Below are 19,903 nucleotides of genomic sequence, written 5' to 3' on the forward strand. Positions count from 1 at the left end.
AGAACGAAACCCCATGTAAACATCGGTACCATTGGCCATATCGACCATGGTAAGACCACGCTGACGGCAGCCATTTCCAAGACCCTGTCCATGAACGACGGGTCTCATGGTACTGCCCATGCGGACTTCACGGCTTTCGAGGACATCGACAAGGCTCCTGAAGAGCGCGAGCGCGGTATCACCATTTCGATTGCTCACATCGAGTACGAAACCGACAAGCGTCACTATGCACACGTTGACTGCCCGGGCCATGCTGACTACGTCAAGAACATGATCACCGGTGCTGCTCAGATGGATGGCGCGATCCTCGTTATCGCTGCTACCGACGGCCCGATGGCCCAGACCCGCGAGCACATTCTGCTCGCCCGTCAGGTCGGCGTTCCCTACATCGTCGTGTTCCTGAACAAGTGCGACATGGTCGACGACGAAGAGCTCATCGAGCTCGTCGAAATGGAAACCCGTGAGCTCCTCAACGAGTACGAGTTCCCCGGAGACGATCTGCCGATCATTAAGGGCTCTGCACTCAAGGCTCTCGAGGGTGACCCCGAGTGGCAGCAGAAGATTTGGGACCTCATGGACGCCGTCGATGAGTACATCCCGACTCCGGAGCGCGACGTCGACAAGCCGTTCCTGATGGCTGTTGAGGATACCATGACCATCACTGGCCGTGGCACCGTTGCTACCGGTCGTGTTGAGCGCGGCGTTCTGCATGTCAACGACCCGCTGGAGATCATCGGCATCAAGGAAACCCAGAACACGGTCTGCACCGGCATCGAAATGTTCCGTAAGCTGCTCGACGAGGCTCAGGCTGGCGACAACATTGGCTGCCTGCTCCGCGGCATCAAGCGCGAGGACATCGAGCGTGGCCAGGTTCTCTGCAAGCCGGGTTCGGTTACCCCGCATCAGGAGTTCGAGGGCCAGGTCTACATCCTTACCAAGGAAGAAGGCGGCCGTCACACCCCGTTCTTCGATGGCTATCGTCCGCAGTTCTATTTCCGCACCACCGACATCACTGGTGTTGCGCATCTGCCCGAGGGCACCGAGATGGTCATGCCTGGCGACAATGTCACCATTACCGCTGAGCTCATCCACCCGGTCGCTATGGAGGAAGGTCTCCGTTTCGCTATCCGCGAGGGTGGCCGCACCGTTGGTTCCGGTCGCGTGACCAAGATCATCAAGTAACTTAAGTTTGTAGTTGCTTATGGCGAGGGGATGCGATATAGTATCCCCTCGCTGTTCGAATTCATGTGTATGCGACAGCTTGCTAGAAGTGATTGGTAAAAGGAGTTATTAATGCGTACGTTGGTCACCCTGGCCTGCACTGAGTGCAAGCGCCGCAACTACACGACCAAGAAGAACAAGCAGAACAACCCCGACCGCCTCGAGTTTAACAAGTATTGCAAGTGGTGCGGTAAGCACACCGTGCATCGCGAAACTCGTTAGAGGATCGGTTTAGAATCAGGTACAGGCCAGTAGCTCCAATTGGTAGAGCGGCGGTCTCCAAAACCGTTTGTTGGGGGTTCGAGTCCCTCCTGGCCTGCCAGCTTGTCGTATGCGAGCAGCCTTGAAAGGCTGCTTGTTTGGCGTTTAGAAGGAATGATAAATTCCCGAATAAAGGAAGCACATGGCAAAGAAATCTAAGACTCAACGAGCGAAGGCTTCCGCTGCTCGTGCCCAGCGCAAGCAGGCGCGCGAGGAGCTCGAAAACGAATCGCCAGCCTCTGAGAATGTAACTGAGGCCGTCGAGGAGAAGCCGAAGCGTTCTTTGTTTAAAAAGGATACGGATTCGAAGGAAACCGCTGAGAAATCGGCGGCTAAAGCTGTCTCCAAGGACAAAAAGGACGCGAAGCCCAAAAAGAAGCGTTTCCAGTTCTTCCGCGATGTGAAGGCTGAAATGAAGCGCGTTACGTGGCCGACGAAGCAGGATGTCGCACGTTGGAGCGTCGTTGTTGTCTGCGCTTTGGTTTTCTTCGGTGTCTACGTTGCTGTTCTCGACAACTTGATTGCCACGCCGTTGCTCGTCTTTGTCTCGGGGCTGGGAGCTTAAGTCATGTCGAAGAAGTGGTATGTGCTGCACACGTATTCCGGCTATGAAAACAAGGTCAAGACCAATCTTGAGATTCGTGTCGAGACCATGGGGCTTGAGAACAACGTGTTTGCAATTGAAATCCCCACGGAGATGGTGACTGAGATCAAAGAGGGCGGTCGCCGTGTGGAAAGCGAGAAGAAGGTTTTCCCCGGCTATGTTCTCGTCCGTATGGAGCTCGACGACCGTAGCTGGGCTGCGGTTCGCAACACCCCTGGTGTTACGGGTTTTGTCGGTAGTGATGGTAAGCCCGCTCCGCTCACGCGCGATGAGTACAACAAGATCATGAAGCGCACGAGCCATGAGGCTCCGAAGAAGACTTCCACCACGTTGGAAGTGGGTCAGACTATCAAGGTGGTTTCCGGTCCTTTGGCCGAGTTCGATGGCGTTATCTCCGAGGTTGCGCCTGAATCCGGCAAGGTGAAGGTCATGGTATCCATCTTCGGTCGCGAAACACCGGTCGAACTTTCCTTCGATCAGGTCGCTCGCATTTAAGTTGAGTGCACTAGCGTATGCGTCGGTGCCCGCGTGGACCGGGGCTTCTCACCGTGTATATGCTTTGCGATAGAGAGTAACCAGTAAGCGATTCATCTGAAAGGTAGTACAGATGGCTGAAAAGAAGCAAACCGGCTTCGTCAAGCTGCAAATTCCGGCTGGCGCTGCCAACCCGGCTCCGCCGGTAGGCCCTGCTCTTGGTGCGCAGGGCGTCAACATCATGCAGTTCTGCCAGGCGTTCAACGCTCAGACGCAGGACCAGTCCGGCACCATCATCCCTGTTGAGATTACGGTTTACGAGGACAAGTCCTTCACCTTCGTGTGCAAGACCCCGCCCGCGGCCGTGCTCATCAAGGAGAAGCTCGGCATTAAGAGCGGCTCCGGCATCCCTCAGCTGAAGACCGTCGGCACGCTGACCGACGCTCAGCTCACGGAGATTGCCGAGATCAAGCTCCCCGACCTGAACGCCAACGATATCGATGCCGCGAAGGAAATCATTGCCGGCACCGCTCGTTCCATGGGCGTTCGCATCGAGGGCCGCGAGATGAAGATCAAGTACGTTCCTTCTCGCAAGGTCGCCGCAATGCTCCAGGGCAATGCCTAATTGCACCTACCTGTTTGTTTAAGTGGAAGAGCTAACAACTCGCCAATACCACGAAAGGATTTAAAGAATGGCTAAGAAATCCAAGGCTTATCGCGAGGCAATCGCGAAGGTTCCTTCTGAGGCCGTGGCCCCGCTTGAGGCTATGAAGGTCGTCAAGGAGGTCGCCACCAAGAAGTTCGACGAGACCGTGGAAGTTCACTTCCGTCTCGGCATCGACACCCGCCAGGCTGACCAGCAGCTCCGCGGCACGGTGTCCCTGCCCAACGGCTCTGGCAAGACTGTCCGCGTTGCCGTGTTCGCCGAAGGCGCCATGGCTGAGGCTGCCAAGGAAGCTGGCGCCGACATCGTGGGCACCGAGGAGCTCACCCAGCAGATCCAGGCTGGCGAGTTCAACTTCGACGCCGCTGTGGCTACTCCGGACCAGATGGGCAAGGTTGGCCGTCTCGGTAAGATCCTCGGCCCCCGCGGTCTCATGCCGAACCCCAAGCTCGGCACGGTGACTACCGATGTTGCCAAGGCTATCAAGGAGCTCAAGGGCGGCCGTGTTGAGTATCGCGCCGACCGTTACGGTATCGCTCATGTTGTTCTCGGCAAGGCCAGCTTCACTGCTGAGCAGCTCGCTGAGAACTACGGCACCGTTTATGACGAGATTCTTCGCATGAAGCCGGCTGCTGCCAAGGGCAAGTATGTGAAGTCCATTTCCGTCTCCTCTACGATGGGCCCGGGCGTTGCGGTCGATTCTTCCGTGACCCGCGCGTACACCGAAGCTGCTGAATAGCTTATTAGGCTACTCAATCTATCGATAGAAGAGCGTGGCATTCGTGCCGCGCTCTTTTTGTTTTTGCAGGCTATACTGCTTGTAGCCGAACGAAAGGGATGGTATCGATGAGAGCTAATGCTGTGATCTTGAAGTCTCCTGACGAAATCGACGCAATGCGCGAGGCGGGGCGCCTTTCTGCGAAGGTGCTTCGAATCCTGGGCGAGCATGCGAAGCCAGGCGTGTCGACGCTTGAGCTTGACGAGATTGCGGAGGAGACCATCCGCTCCGAAGGGGGTATCCCGGCTTTCAAGGGTTACGGCGGATTCCCTGGTTCGATTTGCGCCTCGATCAACGATCAGATTATCCACGGCATTCCTTCCGCGAAAGCGATTCTTCGCGATGGGGATATCCTTTCGATCGACACGGGCGCCACGGTTGACGGATGGGTTGGCGATAACGCGTGGACTTTCCCAATCGGTAAGGTCAGTGAAGAAAAGAAGAAACTGTTGCGCGTGACTGAGAAATGCATGTGGGCTGGTCTCGATGCTGCTCGTGCGGGCAATCATCTAGGTGATATCGGTCATGCCATCCAAAGCATTGCCGAAGGGGCGGGCTTCGGCGTTGTTCGCGATTACGGAGGCCATGGCATTGGTCGCGATATGCACGAGAGCCCGCATATTCCCAACCATGGGTTTCGCCACTGGGGGCTCACGCTGCGTGTGGGCATGGTTCTTGCTATCGAGCCGATGATCAACGCGGGGACGCATAAATTCGTTACCATGCCTGATGGATGGCTTGTCTGTACCAAGGACGGTAAACCATCGGCTCATTTCGAGAAGACCGTGGCGATTACCAAGGACGGCCCCGTCGTTTTGACGACCGAACCCGATTTCAAGCGGCCAGTCTCGAAAGAGGGCGAATAGCTACTTCAGCTGCTTGCCTTTCGTATCCCAATAGAACTTTTTGAACTTGCGTACTTGATTCATGAACATGATCTTCGCCCAGAGGTTGTGAGAGAAGGTATCGGGCGTATAGTGCAGCGGATAGGACTCCTTGTTCGAGCGCAGGCGTCCGAGCGCTTCGGCGAGACGCGACTTGTTCTCCATCGAGCGCTTCAGCACATATGCGGGAACGCAGCAGTATACGAACGGGTCGTAGGCCTCGTGGTAGGTAATGTCCTCGCCGAGAACGAACTGCCGAACCATGATCTCGACGAAGTTCTGTCCGCCAAGGCTCATGTAATAGGTGTTGCGGCCGCAGCGCGTGTTCACCTCGAAGAAGCGGAACGATCCGTCGCGCTCGTCGAGCTTGATATCGAAGTTGGCCATGCCGCAGTATCCGACGCGCTTCACGAATCGCTTTGCGCACTCAACAATGGCGTCCTCTCTTTCGCCGAGGATGCACAGCGGGTTGCCGATAGCCGTGGGGTCATGGTCCTGCAGGCACACGACGCCGCCCGACACGCAGCGAACCTCGCCTTCCGCATTTGAAAAGGTTGTCAGTGTGCGAATCGCATCATCACCGCCGGGGATGAAGTCTTGGAGCACCATGAGGTTGTTGTAGCTCGATTCGCGCAGGGACTTCCAAACCTCGGCCATCTCAACAGCGTCTTCAATCTCGTAAATCTTGCGCCATCCGCGCACCGTCGGCTCAGCATCCTGGAACTGTGCCGAGTTCGACGGCTTCGCGATAAGCGGGAACGGAAGCTCGTCTAGCGGAAGCTCGTCGGGACCCGCATCGCTACAGTCGAAGTACCAGGTCTTGGGATAGGGGATGTCGAGCTCTTCGCACAGCTCGTAGAAGCGACGCTTCTGCGTGATGTCGTCAAGCAGGTTGAAGTCGATGTAGGGGACGACGATGCCCGCCGCCTCGAGGCGGGGTTTTGCCTCGGAGAGCATGCGCGCATGGCAGTCGTCGCAACCGAACACCATGGGGACGAAGTCGGGGTTCTCGCGGGCGAATTCAGCGGCGATGCCCTCGAGCGTCGCATAGAGCACTTCCGCGTTGTGCACGTCGGGGGTGAGGCGGTAATCGGTGAAGCGGCTCGTCGAGAGCATCTTGATGTCGGCGGCGGCAAGCACGATGGTTTGCCCGATGCCAAACGCCCGATTGAGCTCGCGCACGTAGCTGTAAGCGAGGATATCGCCTCCCACGACGATGGGCTTGAGCAGCTTCCCGACTTCTTCTTTGCGTGCGATACGAGGCTTCAAGTTGGTCATGACGTTCCTTTTCATAGTGAGCATGCGCTAACGGCGGCGCAGTTTGCGGAAAACCTTCCCAGCGATGTTGGTGATAAACGACGCTTCGGGGATATGCAGCTTATGGGCAAGGCCAAAGGTCACGATAAGGCTTACAAGCCCACCTGCGACGATGTAGCCGAATGCTTGGAGAAGGGACCCGGAAAGCGGGCTTACGAAGGTTTCGAGTGCAATTAAGATCCCAAAGCCGCAGAGCGAGCCAATGCCTCCGAGCAGAAGGCCGGCAAATGAGGCGCCGAAGATCTTCCTCGTGCCCACATGACCGAGGTGCATCCTCAGGTAAATGAACATTGCTACGTCTCCCACCACGTAAAACGCGATCGAGGCGAGTGCTATGGACTCGATGGTCGCGGGGTTCGGGTCCCCGTTGTAGGTCGTCCATGCCCAAAAGGCCGTAAGCGCGACCTGCACGATGCCCGCGAGGAAGTTCAGCGCCGCGTAAACGCCCATTTTGCGCAGGCTCGAGAATACTTTCTGCAGATAGGAGCTGACACCGTAGAACGGTAGCGCAAAGGCGAGCACCACAAGGTAGCTCGAGATGGACTGAATGTTCTCCATCGTGAAGGCGCCGACGTGGTAGAGCGTGACGAGTGGGACGGAGAACACGGCGAGATAGAGCGCAAAGGGGATGAGCAGGAACATGATCTGCGCTGTGCCGTTCGTGATGGCCGAGACGACGCCCTTCATGTCGCCTTCCGCCTTCATTTCCGAAAGCTCGGTGAACATGGCGGTCGTGATGGGGATGGCCAGGAAGGAGTAGGGCAGCGTGTACCACAAACGGGAGTATGCGAGGATCGAGGGGCCGTCAACGGCAAAACAATAGGAGGCCGCGTTCATGACCGACACGGTCGCGAATGAGATGATCATCACGAGAAACGTCGGTCCGCCGATGGCGAGCGTGTCGCGAAGTGCGGGGTCGTGAAGGTCGACGCGGGGGCGCAGGCGGATGCCGTTTCGCTTGAGCGCGGGAAGCTGGATTGCCATCTGCACGAAGACGCCGAGCGGGTTGCCGATGGCGATGACGTAGAGCGCGGCGTCGGGGTTTACGGGCGCGATCGCGGCGTACATGAGGAAGGTCGCGATGACGATGACGTTGTTCGCCACCGGGGCGATTGAGGACCACAGGTAGTCGCGATTCGCGTTTAGAAGGCCTGACACGATCGACGAGGCGCCGTAGAAGACGAGCTGAATCGCGAAGTATTGGAAGAAAAACGTTGCAAGTGCGCTCGATGATTGGTCGGAGTAGAACGTCTGCGTATAGATGACCTGGGCGGGGAAGACCATGCAGAGGACAGACAGCACGCCGAGGAAGATGGTCACGAGCGTGAGTAGGTTCGACGCGTAGGCGTTGCCCGCCCTGGTGCCTGATTTCTTCTTGACCGAGATATAGACCGGGAGAAACGCCGTGACCAGCATGCCGCCCATGACGAGCTCATAGAGCATGTTCGGCAGATTGTTCGCAACCTGATAGGAGCTCGAGAGGAACGACGAGCCGAGCGCGAAGGCCATCGCCCATGTTCTCAAGAACCCGGTGATGCGGGAGAAGAGGACGCAGACGCTCATGAGCGCCGCCGACGCGCCGACGGAAGAGGCCTTGCTTTCGGGCTCTTCGTCGACGATGGTGACATCGGGCGCAGGCGCGGGCGTGGGGGTGCAGACGCTGTTGCCCGCTTTGACGCGCGCTTGGACAGGCGCGTTCGTGCGGGCGCCCGACGATGCGGCAAGCGTCTTGTCGACGCCTGCGTGTTTGCTCACGATGGGAATCGCCGAGGTTTCGCCAGGAGCCGCACTGCGCATGAGTGACTGTCGCTCGCGACGGGCGTCGAGTTCGGCCGCCTTATCGGTGCCGGCGTGCTTGCCGATGACGGGGATGCGGCCGGTTTCGCCTGCTTCCCAGGTGCGAGGCTGTGCTGATTGCGTCTCGTTTGCACGATGGGCGCCGTTTTGCTCAGGGGCGCGCCTATGTTGAGCTCGTGCGAGCTTGTCTGACATGCAAACGACCAATTCTCTTCGGATATAATCATCTCATCTTAGCAAACACAACGAAAGCGCTCTCATGAACCTGCTCATCGTACGCAATAACTCCAATTCGCAAGCGATAGATGCATCGCTGCTTTTAGCCACTTACCTGGGAACACAGGGAATCGGCTACGCGATATTCGATTCGTCCGACCTTGAGGGCCTCGATCCCAATCCTCTCGTTTCGCAGCAGCTTGCCAGCGGCGTTGATCTGGCGGTCGTTCTCGGAGGGGACGGGACCATCCTGCGCACGGCGCGCGCCATCGGCACGACGGGCGTCCCGATTTTGGGCATCAACTTCGGGAGATTGGGCTTTCTCGCGAACGAGAGCGACGACGGCGTGGTCGCCATCGTGGCGGCGGCGCTCGCGGGAGAGACGGTGAGCGAGCGGCGCAGCAATCTGCGCGTCGATATCGTCTGCGAAGGGGAGGCCGACCCGTGGGCGTCAAGCGATGCGGACGGGTTGTTTGACGAATTGCCCGATGAAAAGGTTTCCACTTGGTTCGACGAAGATGAGGATGCGAGCGCGGGCCTTTTGGCAGAGAATGCCCCGGGCCATACCTTCTTCGCCCTGAACGAGGCGGCAGTGACGCGCGGTGCGAACGGGCGCATCATCGATTTCTCGCTTTCCATCTCCGATGTCCCTATCGCGGACATGCGCGGCGATGGGCTTGTGGTTGCTACGGCGACAGGCTCGACCGCCTATGCGCTCTCCGCTGGCGGACCGCTTGTGGCACCCGGTTTCAACGGGCTGATCGCCGTGCCGATAGCCCCGCACTCGCTTCGCGCTCGTGCGATGCTCACCTCGGAAAACGATGTCGTGGAAATGGACTTGTCGCAGAATGCGGCGGGGCGGGAGGCGACGCTGTTCATCGACGGCGACATCGCAAAACTCCCGTCGCCCATCAAGCACATGTACGTGCGCCGTGGCGCCGAGCCGACGACGCTTCTACGCTACAAGGGCGAGAACTTCTACGAATACGCGTCGTCGGTGTTCTTCTAGGGGGGATTTCCCCTGGTAGAAAGCGGGAAAGCGACATCCTTGTAAAAGAGGGCGGTGCCTGCTTCGGAGTAGGCACCGCCCTCGAATGGTTTTACTGCTCGAGCACCCCGTGGCGCTCGTAGCGGGCAACCTGCTCGGGTTTGTTGTTCGCGCCCACGAGCACGACGCGCGGCGGGTTTGCGTCCGCCTCCTGCTCGGTCATCATCGCGTAGCACATGATGATGATCTTGTCGCCGACCGAGACGCAGCGTGCCGCCGCGCCGTTCAGGCAGATGGTGCCGCTGTCGCGCTCGCCTGCGATGACGTAGGTCTCGAAGCGCGCGCCGTTGTTCACGTCGACGATCGCCACCTTCTCGTACTCGCGGATGCCGGCCGCCTCCATGAGCGCCTCGTCAACGGTGATCGAGCCGACGTAGTTAAGCTCGGCCTGCGTGACCGTCGCGCGGTGGATCTTTCCCTTCAGCATATGCAAGAGCATGGGTCGTCTCCTTTCCGCGCGCTACATCTCGAAGATGAAGTTGTCGATCAGGCGCGTCTTGCCGATGTAGACCGCCATCGCCACGAGGACCGAGGAGTCGGCAACATCGACGGGTTTGATGCCGTCCCACGACACCATCTCGACGTAGTCGATGCGTGCGAGCGGCTCTGCTTCGATGATCGCACGCATGGCGCCCAAAATCGTCTTCGCGTCGCGCTCGCCTTCTTCCATAAGACGCTGTCCATCGCGCACCGCGCGGGAGAGCACGAGCGCCGCTTCACGCTCGGCGGGGGAGAGATAGGTGTTGCGCGAGCTTTTCGCGAGGCCGTCTTCTTCGCGCACGATAGGGCACCCGATGACCTCGACGTTCATATTCAGGTCGCGAACCATTCTCCGCACGACGGCGAGCTGCTGCGCGTCTTTTTGGCCGAAGTACGCGCGGTCGGCCTGCGAGATGTTCATGAGCTTGGAGACCACGGTGCACACTCCGCGGAAATGCGTGGGGCGCGTTTTGCCGCAGAGCTCCGAGGTGATTTCCTCCACGGTCACAAACGTGCACGCATCGGGGGCGTAGAGCTCGGAGGGCTCGGGATGGAAGACCAGGTCGGCACCGGCGTTCTCGATGAGCACGGTGTCGGCGGCGAAATCGCGCGGGTAGGTGGCCAGATCCTCGTTCGGCGCGAACTGGATGGGGTTCAAAAACACGCTCACCATCACGCGGTCGCATTCAGCGACGGCACGCTTGATGAGGCTCTCGTGGCCCTCGTGGAGATATCCCATCGTGGGGACGAGGCCCACGGTCAGCCCCTCGGCCTTCCATTGGCGCACGGTCTGCTTCGCCTGCTCGACGGTTGTTGCAATATTCATAGGAGAGTTGTCTTTCTTGCTCGATTAGTACAGTTTCTTGATGACGTCGTCGCCTGCGTGGAAGGTCTCGCTGTCGGCGGGGAAGGTACCGGCGCCGACTGCCTCGATGTAGTCGGAGAAGCCCTTGCGCATCACGTCGCCCACCTCGGCGAAGCGCCGCGCGAACTTGGGGGAGAAGCCGCTCGTCATGCCGAGCATGTCCTGGTAGACGAGAATCTGCCCATCGCATGCTGCGCCGGCTCCGATGCCGATGGTGGGAATAGAGACGCGGCTGGTGACAAGCTCGGCCAAGGCGGCGGGCACGCATTCGAGCACGATGGCGAAGGCGCCGGCTTCTTCAAGCGCACAGGCGTTGTCGAGGAGCGCTCGGGCGGATTCCTCGGTCTTGCCCTGCACCTTGAAGCCGCCGAAGGCGTTCACCGACTGCGGCGTCAGGCCCAGGTGCCCCATCACAGGGATGCCTGCGGCCACGATGGCGCGCACCTGCGGGCAGACTTCGCGCCCGCCCTCGAGCTTCACCGCGTTCGCGCGGCCTTCCTTTAAAAGGCGGCCGGCGTTGCGCACCGCATCTTCCACGCTCACCTCGTAGGAGAGGAAGGGCATGTCGCACACGATGAGGGCATGCGAGGCCCCGCGCGCAACCGCGCGGCTGTGGTGGACCATATCTTCCATGGTAACTGAGAGGGTATCTTCGTACCCTAAGATGACGTTCCCTAAGGAATCGCCGATGAGGATGCCGTCAACGCCCGCTTCGTCTTGAAGCTTCGCGGTCGAATAGTCGTAGGCGGTCAGCATTGCCAACTTTCTGCCCTCGGCTTTCGCGCGCTGGAACGTGGCGACGGTCTGCTTGGAAACAGGCATAGCCGTCCCTTTCATTTGTATGCTTCGAGGCTGGATGCCTGGCCGTGTGCCGGGTCACCCGCACTCCTTGTGCAGCTGGACAGTATAGGTCGTGCGGCTGGCAAGGGAAAGGGAAAAAGAGAAATCGCCCGCAAAACACGTGATTCTGCGGGCGATTCTCGTTATTCGTGGGACGTCGGTGCATTCCGAGGAGGCCTTGCGCCGATCGTTGGGGCTTTGCGGGTGTTCTTACTTGTGGTAGTAGCGGCGCTGCTCGTATTTCGGCTCGCAGCAGACGTTGATGCCCAAAGTGCGATAGAGCCTCTCGTCGGTGGCGGAGAGGATCACGCTGAAGAAGGCGTCGCATCCGCGCAGGTCGTCCACGTGGTCGAGAAGCTGCTGGGCAAGCGGGTCGGTCGCAGAGCTCACCGAGAGCGCGAGCAGCGTCTCGTCCGAGTGCAGGCGCGGGTTCTTCGAATGCAGCGTCGAGGTCTTGAGCGTGCAGATGGGCTTGATCACGTCGTCGCTGATGACGTAGACGTCGTCGTCGACGCCCGAGACCGCCTTGAGCGCGTTCATCAGAAGGGAGGATGCGGCGCCGAGAAGCGGGGAGGTCTTGCCGGTGACCACGCGCCCGTCGGCGAGCACCATAGCTCCTGCCGGGCCGCCTGTCGTCTCCTCTTTAAGAAGAGCGGCCGAGCGCGCGGGCGAGAAGCTCGAGTCGATGCCCGCCTGGTTCATCAAAAGTTCAAGGCGCTTGACGCGTTCCTCGTGAATGCCGGTGCGGCGCGCGTCGACGGCGGCTTGGAAGTAACGGCGCACGATTTCCATCTTCGCGGCCTCGCGCACGGCGTCATCGTTCACGATTGCGAGTCCCGCCATGTTCACGCCCATGTCGGTAGGCGACTGGTAGGGGCTCTCTCCCGCGATCCGCTCCATCATGGTCTTAAGGACGGGGAAGATCTCCACGTCGCGGTTGTAGTTCACCGTGGTTTTCCCGTAGGCCTCCAGATGGAAGGGGTCGATGCAGTTCGCGTCGTCCAGATCGACTGTCGCGGCCTCGTAGGCGATGTTGACGGGATGTTTCAGCGGCAGATTCCAGATGGGGAACGTCTCGTATTTCGCGTATCCCGCTAGGTTGCCGCGCTTGTGCTCGTGATAGAGCTGCGAGAGGCAGGTGGCCATCTTGCCCGAACCGGGGCCGGGTGCGGTCACCACGACGAGCGGGTGCGTCGTTTCCACGAACTCGTTTTTGCCGTAGCCCTCGTCGGAGACGATGCGCGCGGTGTCGTAGGGGTACCCGGCGATGGGGTAGTGCAGGTAGCTCTTGATCCCCAGGCCGTCGAGGCGCGAGCGGAATGCCACGGCGGAAGGCTGGTTCTCGAAGTGGGTGATCACGACGCCTGAGGTGGCGAACCCGCGCGAGCGGAACACGTCGAGCAGGCGCAGGACCTCCTCGTCGTAGGTGATGCCCAGATCTCCGCGCGTCTTTGATTTCTCGATATGGTTCGCGTTGATCGCAATGATGATCTCGACCTCGTCGACCATGGTCTTCAGCATGCGGAACTTGCTGTCGGGCTCGAACCCGGGGAGCACGCGGCTTGCGTGGTAGTCGTCGAAGAGCTTGCCTCCGAACTCGAGGTAAAGCTTGCCCCCGAACTGGTTGATGCGGCTCCTGATGTGCTCTGCCTGAAGTGCGATGTACTTGTCGTTGTCGAATCCTTGGCGCATATGATCGAGACCTTTCGCTTTCCGCAACCCTTGCATATCCATGAACCGAACCATTATATAGGATGGTCGCGGCGTCCGTCGCGCGGGCTTGCGCTTCGAATCGAAGATTCAAAGATGCAAAGGGGCTGCTTCCGTCGCGTGGGGGTCGTAATCGGGAACGGGGCGCGCGCCAATTGGGAACGAGGCGCACATTGATGCTTTCCTCTCGGTTAGTATAGGGCAGGAGCTCTCATCTGGCGTTATGGAGGCGGCGCGCAGGTGCGGGCGGGGAAAAGGGGCCCTCATGCTACAATCGACGCTGTTATTTGTTCTCGCGATCGGCGGGTTTCGCGAATTCCCGCTGCAGGACGAGGGGCGCGGCCTTTCGTCCGGATAAGAGGTTTCATGGCTTCTCGACCGTCTCGCATTCTCAAGGGCCCCGTCGCCGTCACCTGCACGATAGCCCTCGCCTCCGCGCTTTCTCTTCCGCCTGTCGCTCTGGCGGCAAGCGATGGTTCCTCGTCGGGCGTGGACCAGGCCCGCATCACGCTGCAGTCGAACGGGCGCATGCTCAAGTTCGACCAGGCCCTTATCAACCAGGTGGGGCTTCAGCACACGGGCGGGTCGTGTTTGGGCTACGCCGCGGCGTATGCGAAGACCATCACGACGGGCACGGTGCACACGTGGGCGGAGTTCGACTACAACGGCGGCGCCTACGGCGAGAGCGGGTTTTACGGCAAGAACATGACCGACGAGTTCGACTGCCGCGTCATCGAGAGCGAGGCGGAGGTGCTCCGCACGCTCTATAACGCCATCAACGACGGCCACCCGGTCGTCCTCTACGTAACCACGGGAAGCGGCTCGCAGCACTGGGTCACCGTCATCGGCTACGAGGGCGTGGACAATCCGGACAATCTCTCCACCAGCAACTTCATCATCTTAGACCCCGATAGGACTTCCGGCCTCGAGCCGGAATCGCTCTCCTCGCGTGGGCTCACGCTGCGCTACGGCGACTGGATGGGCAACGTGCGCATCTCGTATGCGTCGGCAGACGTCGACGACGGGCGCGTTCCCTCCGAGCATTTCAGCGACTGCTTCTATGGCGACTGGTTCGTCGATTCGGGTGTTGTCGATTACGTCTTCGACCACGGCTACATCACCGGTTATGCGGGCACGACCCTGTTTGGGCCTGCGAACGGCCTGAGGCGCTCGGAAGCGGTCACCATCCTTTGGCGTGTGGCGGGCAAGCCCCAGGTCACCTCCGACAAGCCTCAGTTCGACGACGCGAACTACGAGGACTTCTACGGCGAGGCGCTTACCTGGGCGCGCGAGGTCGGCGTCGTGAACGGGTGGGACGGGACGAACGATTTCGCGCCCGACATGGAGGTCTCGCGCGAGCAGCTCGCCAAGATGATCTCGAACTACGCGAACAAGATCGCAGGTGCGAACACCGCGGCCGATCTGTCGAACCTGGACATCTTCGACGATGCGGACGCGATCTCGCCTTGGGCGCGCGACGCAGTCGCCTGGTGTGCCCAGGCAGGCGTTTTGACGGGTTCCCCCGCAAACGGCTCGAACAATGCTCTTCCGCAATTCGTGGCTGACCGTGCGGCGACGGCGAAGATGGTCACCGTCCTCGCGCGCGACGTTCTGGCACTGGGGTAGTGCGCCGTTCTTCTTCGTTACTGATGTGTTAAATGCCAGGCGCGCTCCCCGCGCGATTTTTCCGTTCGAGTAAAATGAACGAACGTTTGGAGTTCGCCTGGCCGCGTCCGAGCGTATCGGCTCGCGCAGCCTGAGGCCGTAACTCATGTGGTTGGATAGCATTTCGGTTGCGCAGCAGAAGGAGAATCATGGCCAAGCATATTTTCGTGACGGGCGGCGTTGTCTCATCATTGGGCAAGGGCATCACGGCGGCGTCTTTGGGGCATCTGCTCAAGGCGCGCGGCTACAAGGTAACCATGCAGAAGATGGACCCGTACCTGAACGTCGATCCGGGCACCATGAGCCCGTTCCAGCATGGCGAGGTCTTCGTTACCGACGACGGTCATGAAGGCGACCTCGACTTGGGCCATTACGAGCGCTTCATCGATGAGTCCCTTTCGCGTGAGTCCAACTTCACGCAAGGTTCCATCTACCAGACGCTTATCGCGCGCGAGCGCCGCGGCGACTTCCTCGGCGGAACCGTGCAGGTCATCCCGCATGTGACCGAGGCCATCAAGGAACGTTTGCGCCGCATCGCTTCCCAATCGAACGCCGACATCGTCATCTCCGAGATCGGCGGCACGATCGGCGACATCGAGTCCCAGCCGTTCATCGAGGCTGCCCGCCAGTTTAAGAAAGAGAAGGATCCGGGCGATGTGCTCTTCGTTCACGTGACGCTCGTCCCCTACATCGCCGCAGCTCACGAGGTAAAGACCAAGCCGACGCAGCATTCCGTGAAGGAGCTGCGCTCCATCGGCGTGCAGCCCGACTTCATCGTGTGCCGCTCCGACCACGAGATTACCGACAAGGTGCGCGAGAAGATTGCGCTGTTCTGCGACGTGGCGACCGAGGACGTGCTCGCCTGCGTTGACTCGCCGTCCATCTACGAGGTGCCGCTTGCCCTCGATGAGCAGGGCTTCGACGTGAAGGTTCTCGACAAGCTCGGGCTTGAGGTGCGCCCGATCGACCTGACGCCGCTGAAGTCGTTCCTCGAGGCGGCGGACAACTGCGAGGGCCAGGTCGACATCGCGGTTGTGGGCAAGTACGTCTCGCTCCCGGATGCGTATCTCTCCGTCATCGAGGCGCTCGGGCATGCGGGCGTCCACGAGGGACGCCACGTGGAAGTGCACCTCATCGATGGCGAGGAGCTTTCCGACGACAACGCCGAGGAGATGCTCGGCTCGATGGACGGCATCCTCGTGCCGGGCGGCTTCGGCCAGCGCGCCTTCGAGGGGAAGATCGCCGCGGCGCGCTATGCCCGCGTGCGCAAGGTTCCGTTCCTCGGTATCTGCCTGGGGCTTCAGGCAGCGGTATGCGAGTTCGCCCGCGATGTTGCCGGCATGCCGGGTGCCACGTCGGCCGAATTTGACGAGCAAGCGGAATTCCCCGTGATCGACCTTATGCCCGAGCAGGAGGACATCGAGGACAAGGGCGGCACCATGCGCTTGGGCGCCTACCCCTGCAAGGTATCCCCGGGCTCGCGCGCGTTCGAGGCGTACGGCGAGGAGATCATCTACGAGCGCCATCGCCATCGTTACGAGGTGAACAACGCCTTCCGCGATCGCCTTCAGGAGGCAGGTCTCGTCATCTCCGGCGTGTCGCCCGACGGCCGCCTGACCGAGATGATCGAGCTTCCCGACCACCCGTGGTTCGTCGCAAGCCAGGGCCATCCCGAGTTCAAGAGCCGCCCGACGCGCCCCCATCCGCTGTTCAGCGCTTTTGTGCACGCCGCCGCGATCGGCAAATACCGTGGTTGATCCGATTTCGGAATACCTGACCTGCCTGTGCATCGAGCGCGGGCGCTCGCCGCGGACGATCGAGGCGTACGGACGCGACCTCGCCGATTACGCGTCGTTTCTGGAGCGCAATCGGCTAGGGTCCGTCGCCCACGCCGATCGCGCGGCGCTCGCCGCTTACGAAGCCGACCTTTCCGAGCGTGGGTTCGCTCCCACGTCGGTGAAGCGTCGGCTTTCGGCGATTAAAGGGCTCTACCGCTATCTTGTGAGGGAAGAAGTCATCGCCACGAGCCCCGCTGACCTGATCGCTGTGCCAAAAACTCCCGACCGCTTGCCCGATGTGCTCTCGATCGCCCAGGTGAGCGCGCTTATGGAGTGCGCTGATGATTCCGCGCCCGCCTCCTTGCGCGACCACGCCTTGCTTGAGGTACTCTACGGGTGCGGCCTGCGTGCGAGCGAGGCATGCGGTTTGAATCTTGCCGACCTCGCGCTCGACGAAGGGTATCTTCGCATTCGGGGAAAGGGCGGAAAGGAGCGCGTCGCCCCCATCTCCGGTGCCGCGCTACGCACGCTGTCGATGTATCTCGACGACGCGCGCCGGGTTCTTGACGGAGGGCGCGGGAAATCGAGCGGTGCGGTGTTTCTGAACGTGCGCGGCGGGAGGATCACGCGGCAGAGCCTGCACAAGATCGTCGCACGCGCCGGGCTTTCCATCGGCGTCACGAACCTGCATCCGCATACGCTGCGCCATTCTTTCGCGACTCATCTCCTCGAGGGTGGGGCCGATTTGCGAGCTATCCAGGAGATGCTCGGCCACTCCGACATCTCGACGACTCAAATCTACACGCACGTTGACCGCTCGCACATCCGCGAGGAATACCTCGCAGCACACCCGCGCGCGTAAGGTTGTATTCGGAGTTGTTTCCCCAGACGCAGGGCATGCCAAGCGCACCCGCGCGTTGAGGCCGCATCCTCCGACCATCCATGAAGTATCGGGAGGCGGGCGTGTTGTGCTCTGCTACTCGCCGTTCGCGGCCCCCACTTTCTCCCACACCCACACAAACCCCCCACATCGCCCCACTACGATGCACAGCCCATATCTTGGGCTCGTTTTATTTTTCGCCCCATATCTTGCGCTGCCCGACGCGTTCGATGAAGACTGTGCAGCTCAGAGCGCCCAAAATGAGCATCGAATCCCATGAAATGATTGAAAAGTGGGAGATTGTGGGATAGAATGCAATGCATTGGAAGCCACTGCAGGGTTTCGAAGGGAACAGATGACGGACGATGCCAAACAGATCGAGGAGGTAACCGAAGAGGTCGCGCCGCGTCGCGACGTGGTTCTCAACGGCGAATACCGCTTCAAGGTCGACGGCAAGGGCCGCGTGTCTCTCCCCGCGAAATTCCGCAAAGTGCTTTCAGCCCAGCTCGTCGTCGCCAGGGATCTGGACAACGAATGCCTTTACGTGTTCGAAACTCCCGATTTCGAGGCATGGATCACCAAGCTGTTCGATTCGTTCGTCGAGAAGAAGCACCCCACCAAGCGTGAGTGCCGGCACATCATGCTGAAACTCAAGTCGCTTGCGAAGGACGTGGAGGTCGACAAGACCGGCCGCATCATGCTTCCCGCCGATGCCCGCGAGAAATGCGGCATCGACAAGGACGTCGTCGTCATCGGCAACACCGGTCGATTCGAGATCTGGGACGCGAAGCGTTACGACGAAGTGATCGACGACACCGATATCTCGATGTTGCTCGACCTAGCGGAGTAAGACGTGAGCGAAATGACAAGCGAATATCGGCACACACCGGTCCTGCTCGCCGAGTGCCTCGAACAACTTACACTACAAACACAGCACACGTTCGTGGACGCCACGCTCGGCGGGGCAGGGCATTCCTTCGAAGTCGCGAAGCGGCTTGGGCACGAGGGGACGCTCATCGGTATCGACCAAGACGAAGTGGCGCTTGCCGCCGCTCGCAAGAAGCTTGAGTCGCTGCCGGAGCAAACTCGCCCCGCGCTCGAATTGCTTCACGGCAACTTCGGGGAACTCGATGGACTTCTCACCTCTGCCGAGGTGCCCGGAATCGACGCTATCCTGTTCGATCTCGGCGTTTCCTCCGTGCAGATCGATACGCCGTCACGCGGCTTCTCCTTCAAAGAAGAAGCCCCCCTTGACATGCGGATGGATCCGAGTACACAAACTCAAACCGCAGCAGAGATCGTCAACACCTACAACGCAGCAGATCTCACTCGGATAATCCGCGCCTATTCGGATGAGAAGTGGGCATCGAGAATCGCCGACTTCATCGTGCGCGAGCGCGAGAAGGAGCCGTTCGAGACCAGCGGGCAGCTGGTGGAGGTCATCAAGGCCGCCATCCCCGCTTCGGCCAGACGCGCAGGCGGGCATCCCGCGAAGCGAACCTTCCAGGCTCTTCGGATCGAAGTCAACTCGGAGCTGGATGTGCTGCGTCGAGGTTTGGACGCCGCCATCCGCTGGCTGAATCCGAAAGGCAGGATAGCCGTCATCAGCTATCACTCGCTGGAAGACCGAATTGTGAAGGACACGTTCGCCTCGATGGCGAACCGGTGCACCTGCCCGCCGGACCTGCCGGTCTGCGTGTGCGGAAAAGAGCCGATACTCAAGGTTGTCACGAGGAAGCCCATACTTCCGACGCCTGAGGAGATAGAGAGCAATCCTCGGGCCCGCAGCGCGAAGCTACGCGTCGCGCAGAAGCTCTAACCGAATAGCGAACCCACGTCGCCCCTTCGGGGGCGTCGTTGCCTGAAATGCCGATTAAACGAAAGAAAGGGGTGGGGCATGAGCGCTGTACCTGCATATACGCGCGCCGCAGAGCGAGTGCCCGAGCGTTATCCTGAACGCCCCCGCATCTCTGTCGTTCCTGGTGGCAAGCCCCATGTCGAGACGCTTTCTCCGGCGATTATCGCGCTCGCCCGGGTGGTGGCGGCAGCCCTTGTGGTGCTTGCGCTCGTGGCCTTCGCCCGCATCGCGCTTACTGCTGCTGCTGTCAACGTCGAAATCGAGTCGAAGAGCTACGACAGCCTTATCGACACCGCGCGCTCCGAGGGCAGCTCCCTCGAGGTGGCGCAGAGCAGCCTTTCCAATCCGTCCCGCATCAAATCCGAGGCGACCGCCCTTGGCATGGCTGCGCCCGAGTCGACCAGCAAAATCGTGCTGCCCGAAGACATCGTCGCGACCGACGGCTCGGGCAATCTCTCGCTTTCCCAGAGTCTGGCCGCCGCCGCGCGGAGCTAGCGGGCGGATATGACCGACCGCAGACGCGACATGCGCGACGGGGATTATCCCCGCAGGCGCGAAGGGGG

20 protein-coding genes and 1 tRNA gene are annotated in these 19,903 nt (G+C 60.3%); 15 read left to right on the plus strand and 6 right to left on the minus strand.

The window, feature by feature from the left end; translation table 11 throughout:
* From tuf to map, 8 genes are all read left to right on the plus strand, one after another.
* Positions 1-1,182 (plus strand): elongation factor Tu (gene tuf / locus ACMRQN_RS06580; RefSeq protein WP_418734320.1); only part of this gene is annotated, 1,182 nt, incomplete at its 5' end.
* 111 nt (positions 1,183-1,293) lie between these two features.
* Entirely contained in the window at positions 1,294-1,443 is a 150-nt protein-coding gene (rpmG, locus tag ACMRQN_RS06585) for a 50S ribosomal protein L33 (RefSeq protein WP_158049739.1), read from the plus strand.
* 23 nt (positions 1,444-1,466) lie between these two features.
* Positions 1,467-1,543: transfer RNA gene (locus ACMRQN_RS06590), tRNA-Trp, on the plus strand.
* 81 nt (positions 1,544-1,624) lie between these two features.
* The gene (gene secE, locus ACMRQN_RS06595) at positions 1,625-2,047 is read left to right on the plus strand and encodes a preprotein translocase subunit SecE (RefSeq protein ID WP_418734321.1); all 423 of its coding nucleotides are present in this window, start codon (positions 1,625-1,627) and stop codon (positions 2,045-2,047) included.
* 3 nt (positions 2,048-2,050) lie between these two features.
* Positions 2,051-2,581 carry a transcription termination/antitermination protein NusG gene (nusG, locus tag ACMRQN_RS06600; RefSeq protein ID WP_158049737.1) on the plus strand — a complete coding sequence of 177 codons (531 nt, stop codon included), beginning with the start codon at positions 2,051-2,053 and terminating at the stop codon, positions 2,579-2,581.
* A 112-nt stretch (positions 2,582-2,693) separates the two neighbouring features.
* Positions 2,694-3,185: a 50S ribosomal protein L11 gene (gene rplK / locus ACMRQN_RS06605; RefSeq protein WP_158049736.1), complete on the plus strand. Its 492-nt coding sequence runs from the start codon at positions 2,694-2,696 to the stop codon at positions 3,183-3,185.
* A gap of 67 nt (positions 3,186-3,252) precedes the next feature.
* Positions 3,253-3,963, plus strand: a complete 711-nt coding sequence (gene rplA, locus ACMRQN_RS06610) for a 50S ribosomal protein L1 (protein ID WP_276996039.1) — start codon at positions 3,253-3,255, stop codon at positions 3,961-3,963.
* A gap of 107 nt (positions 3,964-4,070) precedes the next feature.
* Positions 4,071-4,868, plus strand: coding sequence for a type I methionyl aminopeptidase (gene map, locus ACMRQN_RS06615; RefSeq protein ID WP_418734322.1), 798 nt, complete (start codon positions 4,071-4,073; stop codon positions 4,866-4,868).
* Here the strand turns inward: map and ACMRQN_RS06620 are convergent, their stop codons facing one another.
* Positions 4,869-6,164, minus strand: a complete 1,296-nt coding sequence (locus ACMRQN_RS06620; RefSeq protein ID WP_418734323.1) for a carboxylate--amine ligase — start codon at positions 6,162-6,164, stop codon at positions 4,869-4,871.
* 27 nt (positions 6,165-6,191) lie between these two features.
* On the minus strand, positions 6,192-8,195 hold the full coding sequence (gene murJ, locus ACMRQN_RS06625; protein WP_418734324.1) for a murein biosynthesis integral membrane protein MurJ: 2,004 nt from the start codon (positions 8,193-8,195) through the stop codon (positions 6,192-6,194).
* 64 nt (positions 8,196-8,259) lie between these two features.
* Here murJ and ACMRQN_RS06630 point away from each other — a divergent pair, with 64 nt between their 5' ends.
* Positions 8,260-9,225: an NAD(+)/NADH kinase gene (locus ACMRQN_RS06630; RefSeq protein ID WP_418734325.1), complete on the plus strand. Its 966-nt coding sequence runs from the start codon at positions 8,260-8,262 to the stop codon at positions 9,223-9,225.
* A 91-nt stretch (positions 9,226-9,316) separates the two neighbouring features.
* Here ACMRQN_RS06630 and panD read toward each other — a convergent pair whose 3' ends face one another.
* The 4 genes from panD to ACMRQN_RS06650 all read right to left on the minus strand — a co-directional run bounded on the left by panD (position 9,317) and on the right by ACMRQN_RS06650 (position 13,141).
* The gene (panD, locus tag ACMRQN_RS06635) at positions 9,317-9,703 is read right to left on the minus strand and encodes an aspartate 1-decarboxylase (RefSeq protein ID WP_296061518.1); all 387 of its coding nucleotides are present in this window, start codon (positions 9,701-9,703) and stop codon (positions 9,317-9,319) included.
* Positions 9,704-9,724: 21 nt separating this feature from the next.
* The gene (gene panC / locus ACMRQN_RS06640; RefSeq protein ID WP_418734326.1) at positions 9,725-10,570 is read right to left on the minus strand and encodes a pantoate--beta-alanine ligase; all 846 of its coding nucleotides are present in this window, start codon (positions 10,568-10,570) and stop codon (positions 9,725-9,727) included.
* A gap of 24 nt (positions 10,571-10,594) precedes the next feature.
* A complete protein-coding gene (gene panB, locus ACMRQN_RS06645; RefSeq protein ID WP_418734327.1) occupies positions 10,595-11,431 on the minus strand; it encodes a 3-methyl-2-oxobutanoate hydroxymethyltransferase in 837 nt (278 codons plus the stop codon).
* Positions 11,432-11,659: 228 nt separating this feature from the next.
* Positions 11,660-13,141: a DUF1846 domain-containing protein gene (locus ACMRQN_RS06650; RefSeq protein ID WP_418734328.1), complete on the minus strand. Its 1,482-nt coding sequence runs from the start codon at positions 13,139-13,141 to the stop codon at positions 11,660-11,662.
* Between the two features lie 384 nt (positions 13,142-13,525).
* On the opposite strand from ACMRQN_RS06650, the gene ACMRQN_RS06655 reads away from it, so the two are divergent.
* From ACMRQN_RS06655 to ACMRQN_RS06680, 6 genes are all read left to right on the plus strand, one after another.
* Positions 13,526-14,785 (plus strand): S-layer homology domain-containing protein, encoded by a 1,260-nt coding sequence (locus tag ACMRQN_RS06655; protein WP_418734329.1) that lies wholly within the window; start codon positions 13,526-13,528, stop codon positions 14,783-14,785.
* A gap of 188 nt (positions 14,786-14,973) precedes the next feature.
* Positions 14,974-16,581, plus strand: coding sequence for a CTP synthase (locus tag ACMRQN_RS06660; RefSeq protein ID WP_418734330.1), 1,608 nt, complete (start codon positions 14,974-14,976; stop codon positions 16,579-16,581).
* Complete coding sequence (locus tag ACMRQN_RS06665; RefSeq protein WP_418734331.1) at positions 16,574-17,464, plus strand: site-specific tyrosine recombinase; 891 nt, start codon at positions 16,574-16,576, stop codon at positions 17,462-17,464. The genes ACMRQN_RS06660 and ACMRQN_RS06665 overlap by 8 nt, the downstream gene beginning before the upstream one ends.
* A gap of 373 nt (positions 17,465-17,837) precedes the next feature.
* On the plus strand, positions 17,838-18,332 hold the full coding sequence (locus ACMRQN_RS06670; RefSeq protein ID WP_418734332.1) for a division/cell wall cluster transcriptional repressor MraZ: 495 nt from the start codon (positions 17,838-17,840) through the stop codon (positions 18,330-18,332).
* Positions 18,333-18,344: 12 nt separating this feature from the next.
* Entirely contained in the window at positions 18,345-19,301 is a 957-nt protein-coding gene (gene rsmH, locus ACMRQN_RS06675; protein WP_158050219.1) for a 16S rRNA (cytosine(1402)-N(4))-methyltransferase RsmH, read from the plus strand.
* A 78-nt stretch (positions 19,302-19,379) separates the two neighbouring features.
* Positions 19,380-19,835 carry a cell division protein FtsL gene (locus ACMRQN_RS06680; protein WP_418734333.1) on the plus strand — a complete coding sequence of 152 codons (456 nt, stop codon included), beginning with the start codon at positions 19,380-19,382 and terminating at the stop codon, positions 19,833-19,835.
* Positions 19,836-19,903 lie beyond the last annotated feature (68 nt).

It is taken from the genome of Ellagibacter sp. (genome assembly GCF_048412355.1).
In the GTDB taxonomy this organism is placed as follows: domain Bacteria; phylum Actinomycetota; class Coriobacteriia; order Coriobacteriales; family Eggerthellaceae; genus Ellagibacter.

Coding starts and splice junctions, on each gene's coding strand:
- ACMRQN_RS06670 (WP_418734332.1), top strand. CDS start 17,838: ATGACGGACGATGCCAAACAGATCGAGGAGGTAACCGAAGAGGTCGCG.
- panC (WP_418734326.1), bottom strand. CDS start 10,570: ATGAATATTGCAACAACCGTCGAGCAGGCGAAGCAGACCGTGCGCCAA.
- rplK (WP_158049736.1), top strand. CDS start 2,694: ATGGCTGAAAAGAAGCAAACCGGCTTCGTCAAGCTGCAAATTCCGGCT.
- rpmG (WP_158049739.1), top strand. CDS start 1,294: ATGCGTACGTTGGTCACCCTGGCCTGCACTGAGTGCAAGCGCCGCAAC.
- rplA (WP_276996039.1), top strand. CDS start 3,253: ATGGCTAAGAAATCCAAGGCTTATCGCGAGGCAATCGCGAAGGTTCCT.
- secE (WP_418734321.1), top strand. CDS start 1,625: ATGGCAAAGAAATCTAAGACTCAACGAGCGAAGGCTTCCGCTGCTCGT.
- ACMRQN_RS06650 (WP_418734328.1), bottom strand. CDS start 13,141: ATGCGCCAAGGATTCGACAACGACAAGTACATCGCACTTCAGGCAGAG.
- map (WP_418734322.1), top strand. CDS start 4,071: ATGAGAGCTAATGCTGTGATCTTGAAGTCTCCTGACGAAATCGACGCA.
- nusG (WP_158049737.1), top strand. CDS start 2,051: ATGTCGAAGAAGTGGTATGTGCTGCACACGTATTCCGGCTATGAAAAC.
- ACMRQN_RS06620 (WP_418734323.1), bottom strand. CDS start 6,164: ATGACCAACTTGAAGCCTCGTATCGCACGCAAAGAAGAAGTCGGGAAG.
- ACMRQN_RS06630 (WP_418734325.1), top strand. CDS start 8,260: ATGAACCTGCTCATCGTACGCAATAACTCCAATTCGCAAGCGATAGAT.
- ACMRQN_RS06680 (WP_418734333.1), top strand. CDS start 19,380: ATGAGCGCTGTACCTGCATATACGCGCGCCGCAGAGCGAGTGCCCGAG.
- panD (WP_296061518.1), bottom strand. CDS start 9,703: ATGCTCTTGCATATGCTGAAGGGAAAGATCCACCGCGCGACGGTCACG.
- murJ (WP_418734324.1), bottom strand. CDS start 8,195: ATGTCAGACAAGCTCGCACGAGCTCAACATAGGCGCGCCCCTGAGCAA.
- rsmH (WP_158050219.1), top strand. CDS start 18,345: ATGACAAGCGAATATCGGCACACACCGGTCCTGCTCGCCGAGTGCCTC.
- panB (WP_418734327.1), bottom strand. CDS start 11,431: ATGCCTGTTTCCAAGCAGACCGTCGCCACGTTCCAGCGCGCGAAAGCC.
- ACMRQN_RS06655 (WP_418734329.1), top strand. CDS start 13,526: ATGGCTTCTCGACCGTCTCGCATTCTCAAGGGCCCCGTCGCCGTCACC.
- ACMRQN_RS06660 (WP_418734330.1), top strand. CDS start 14,974: ATGGCCAAGCATATTTTCGTGACGGGCGGCGTTGTCTCATCATTGGGC.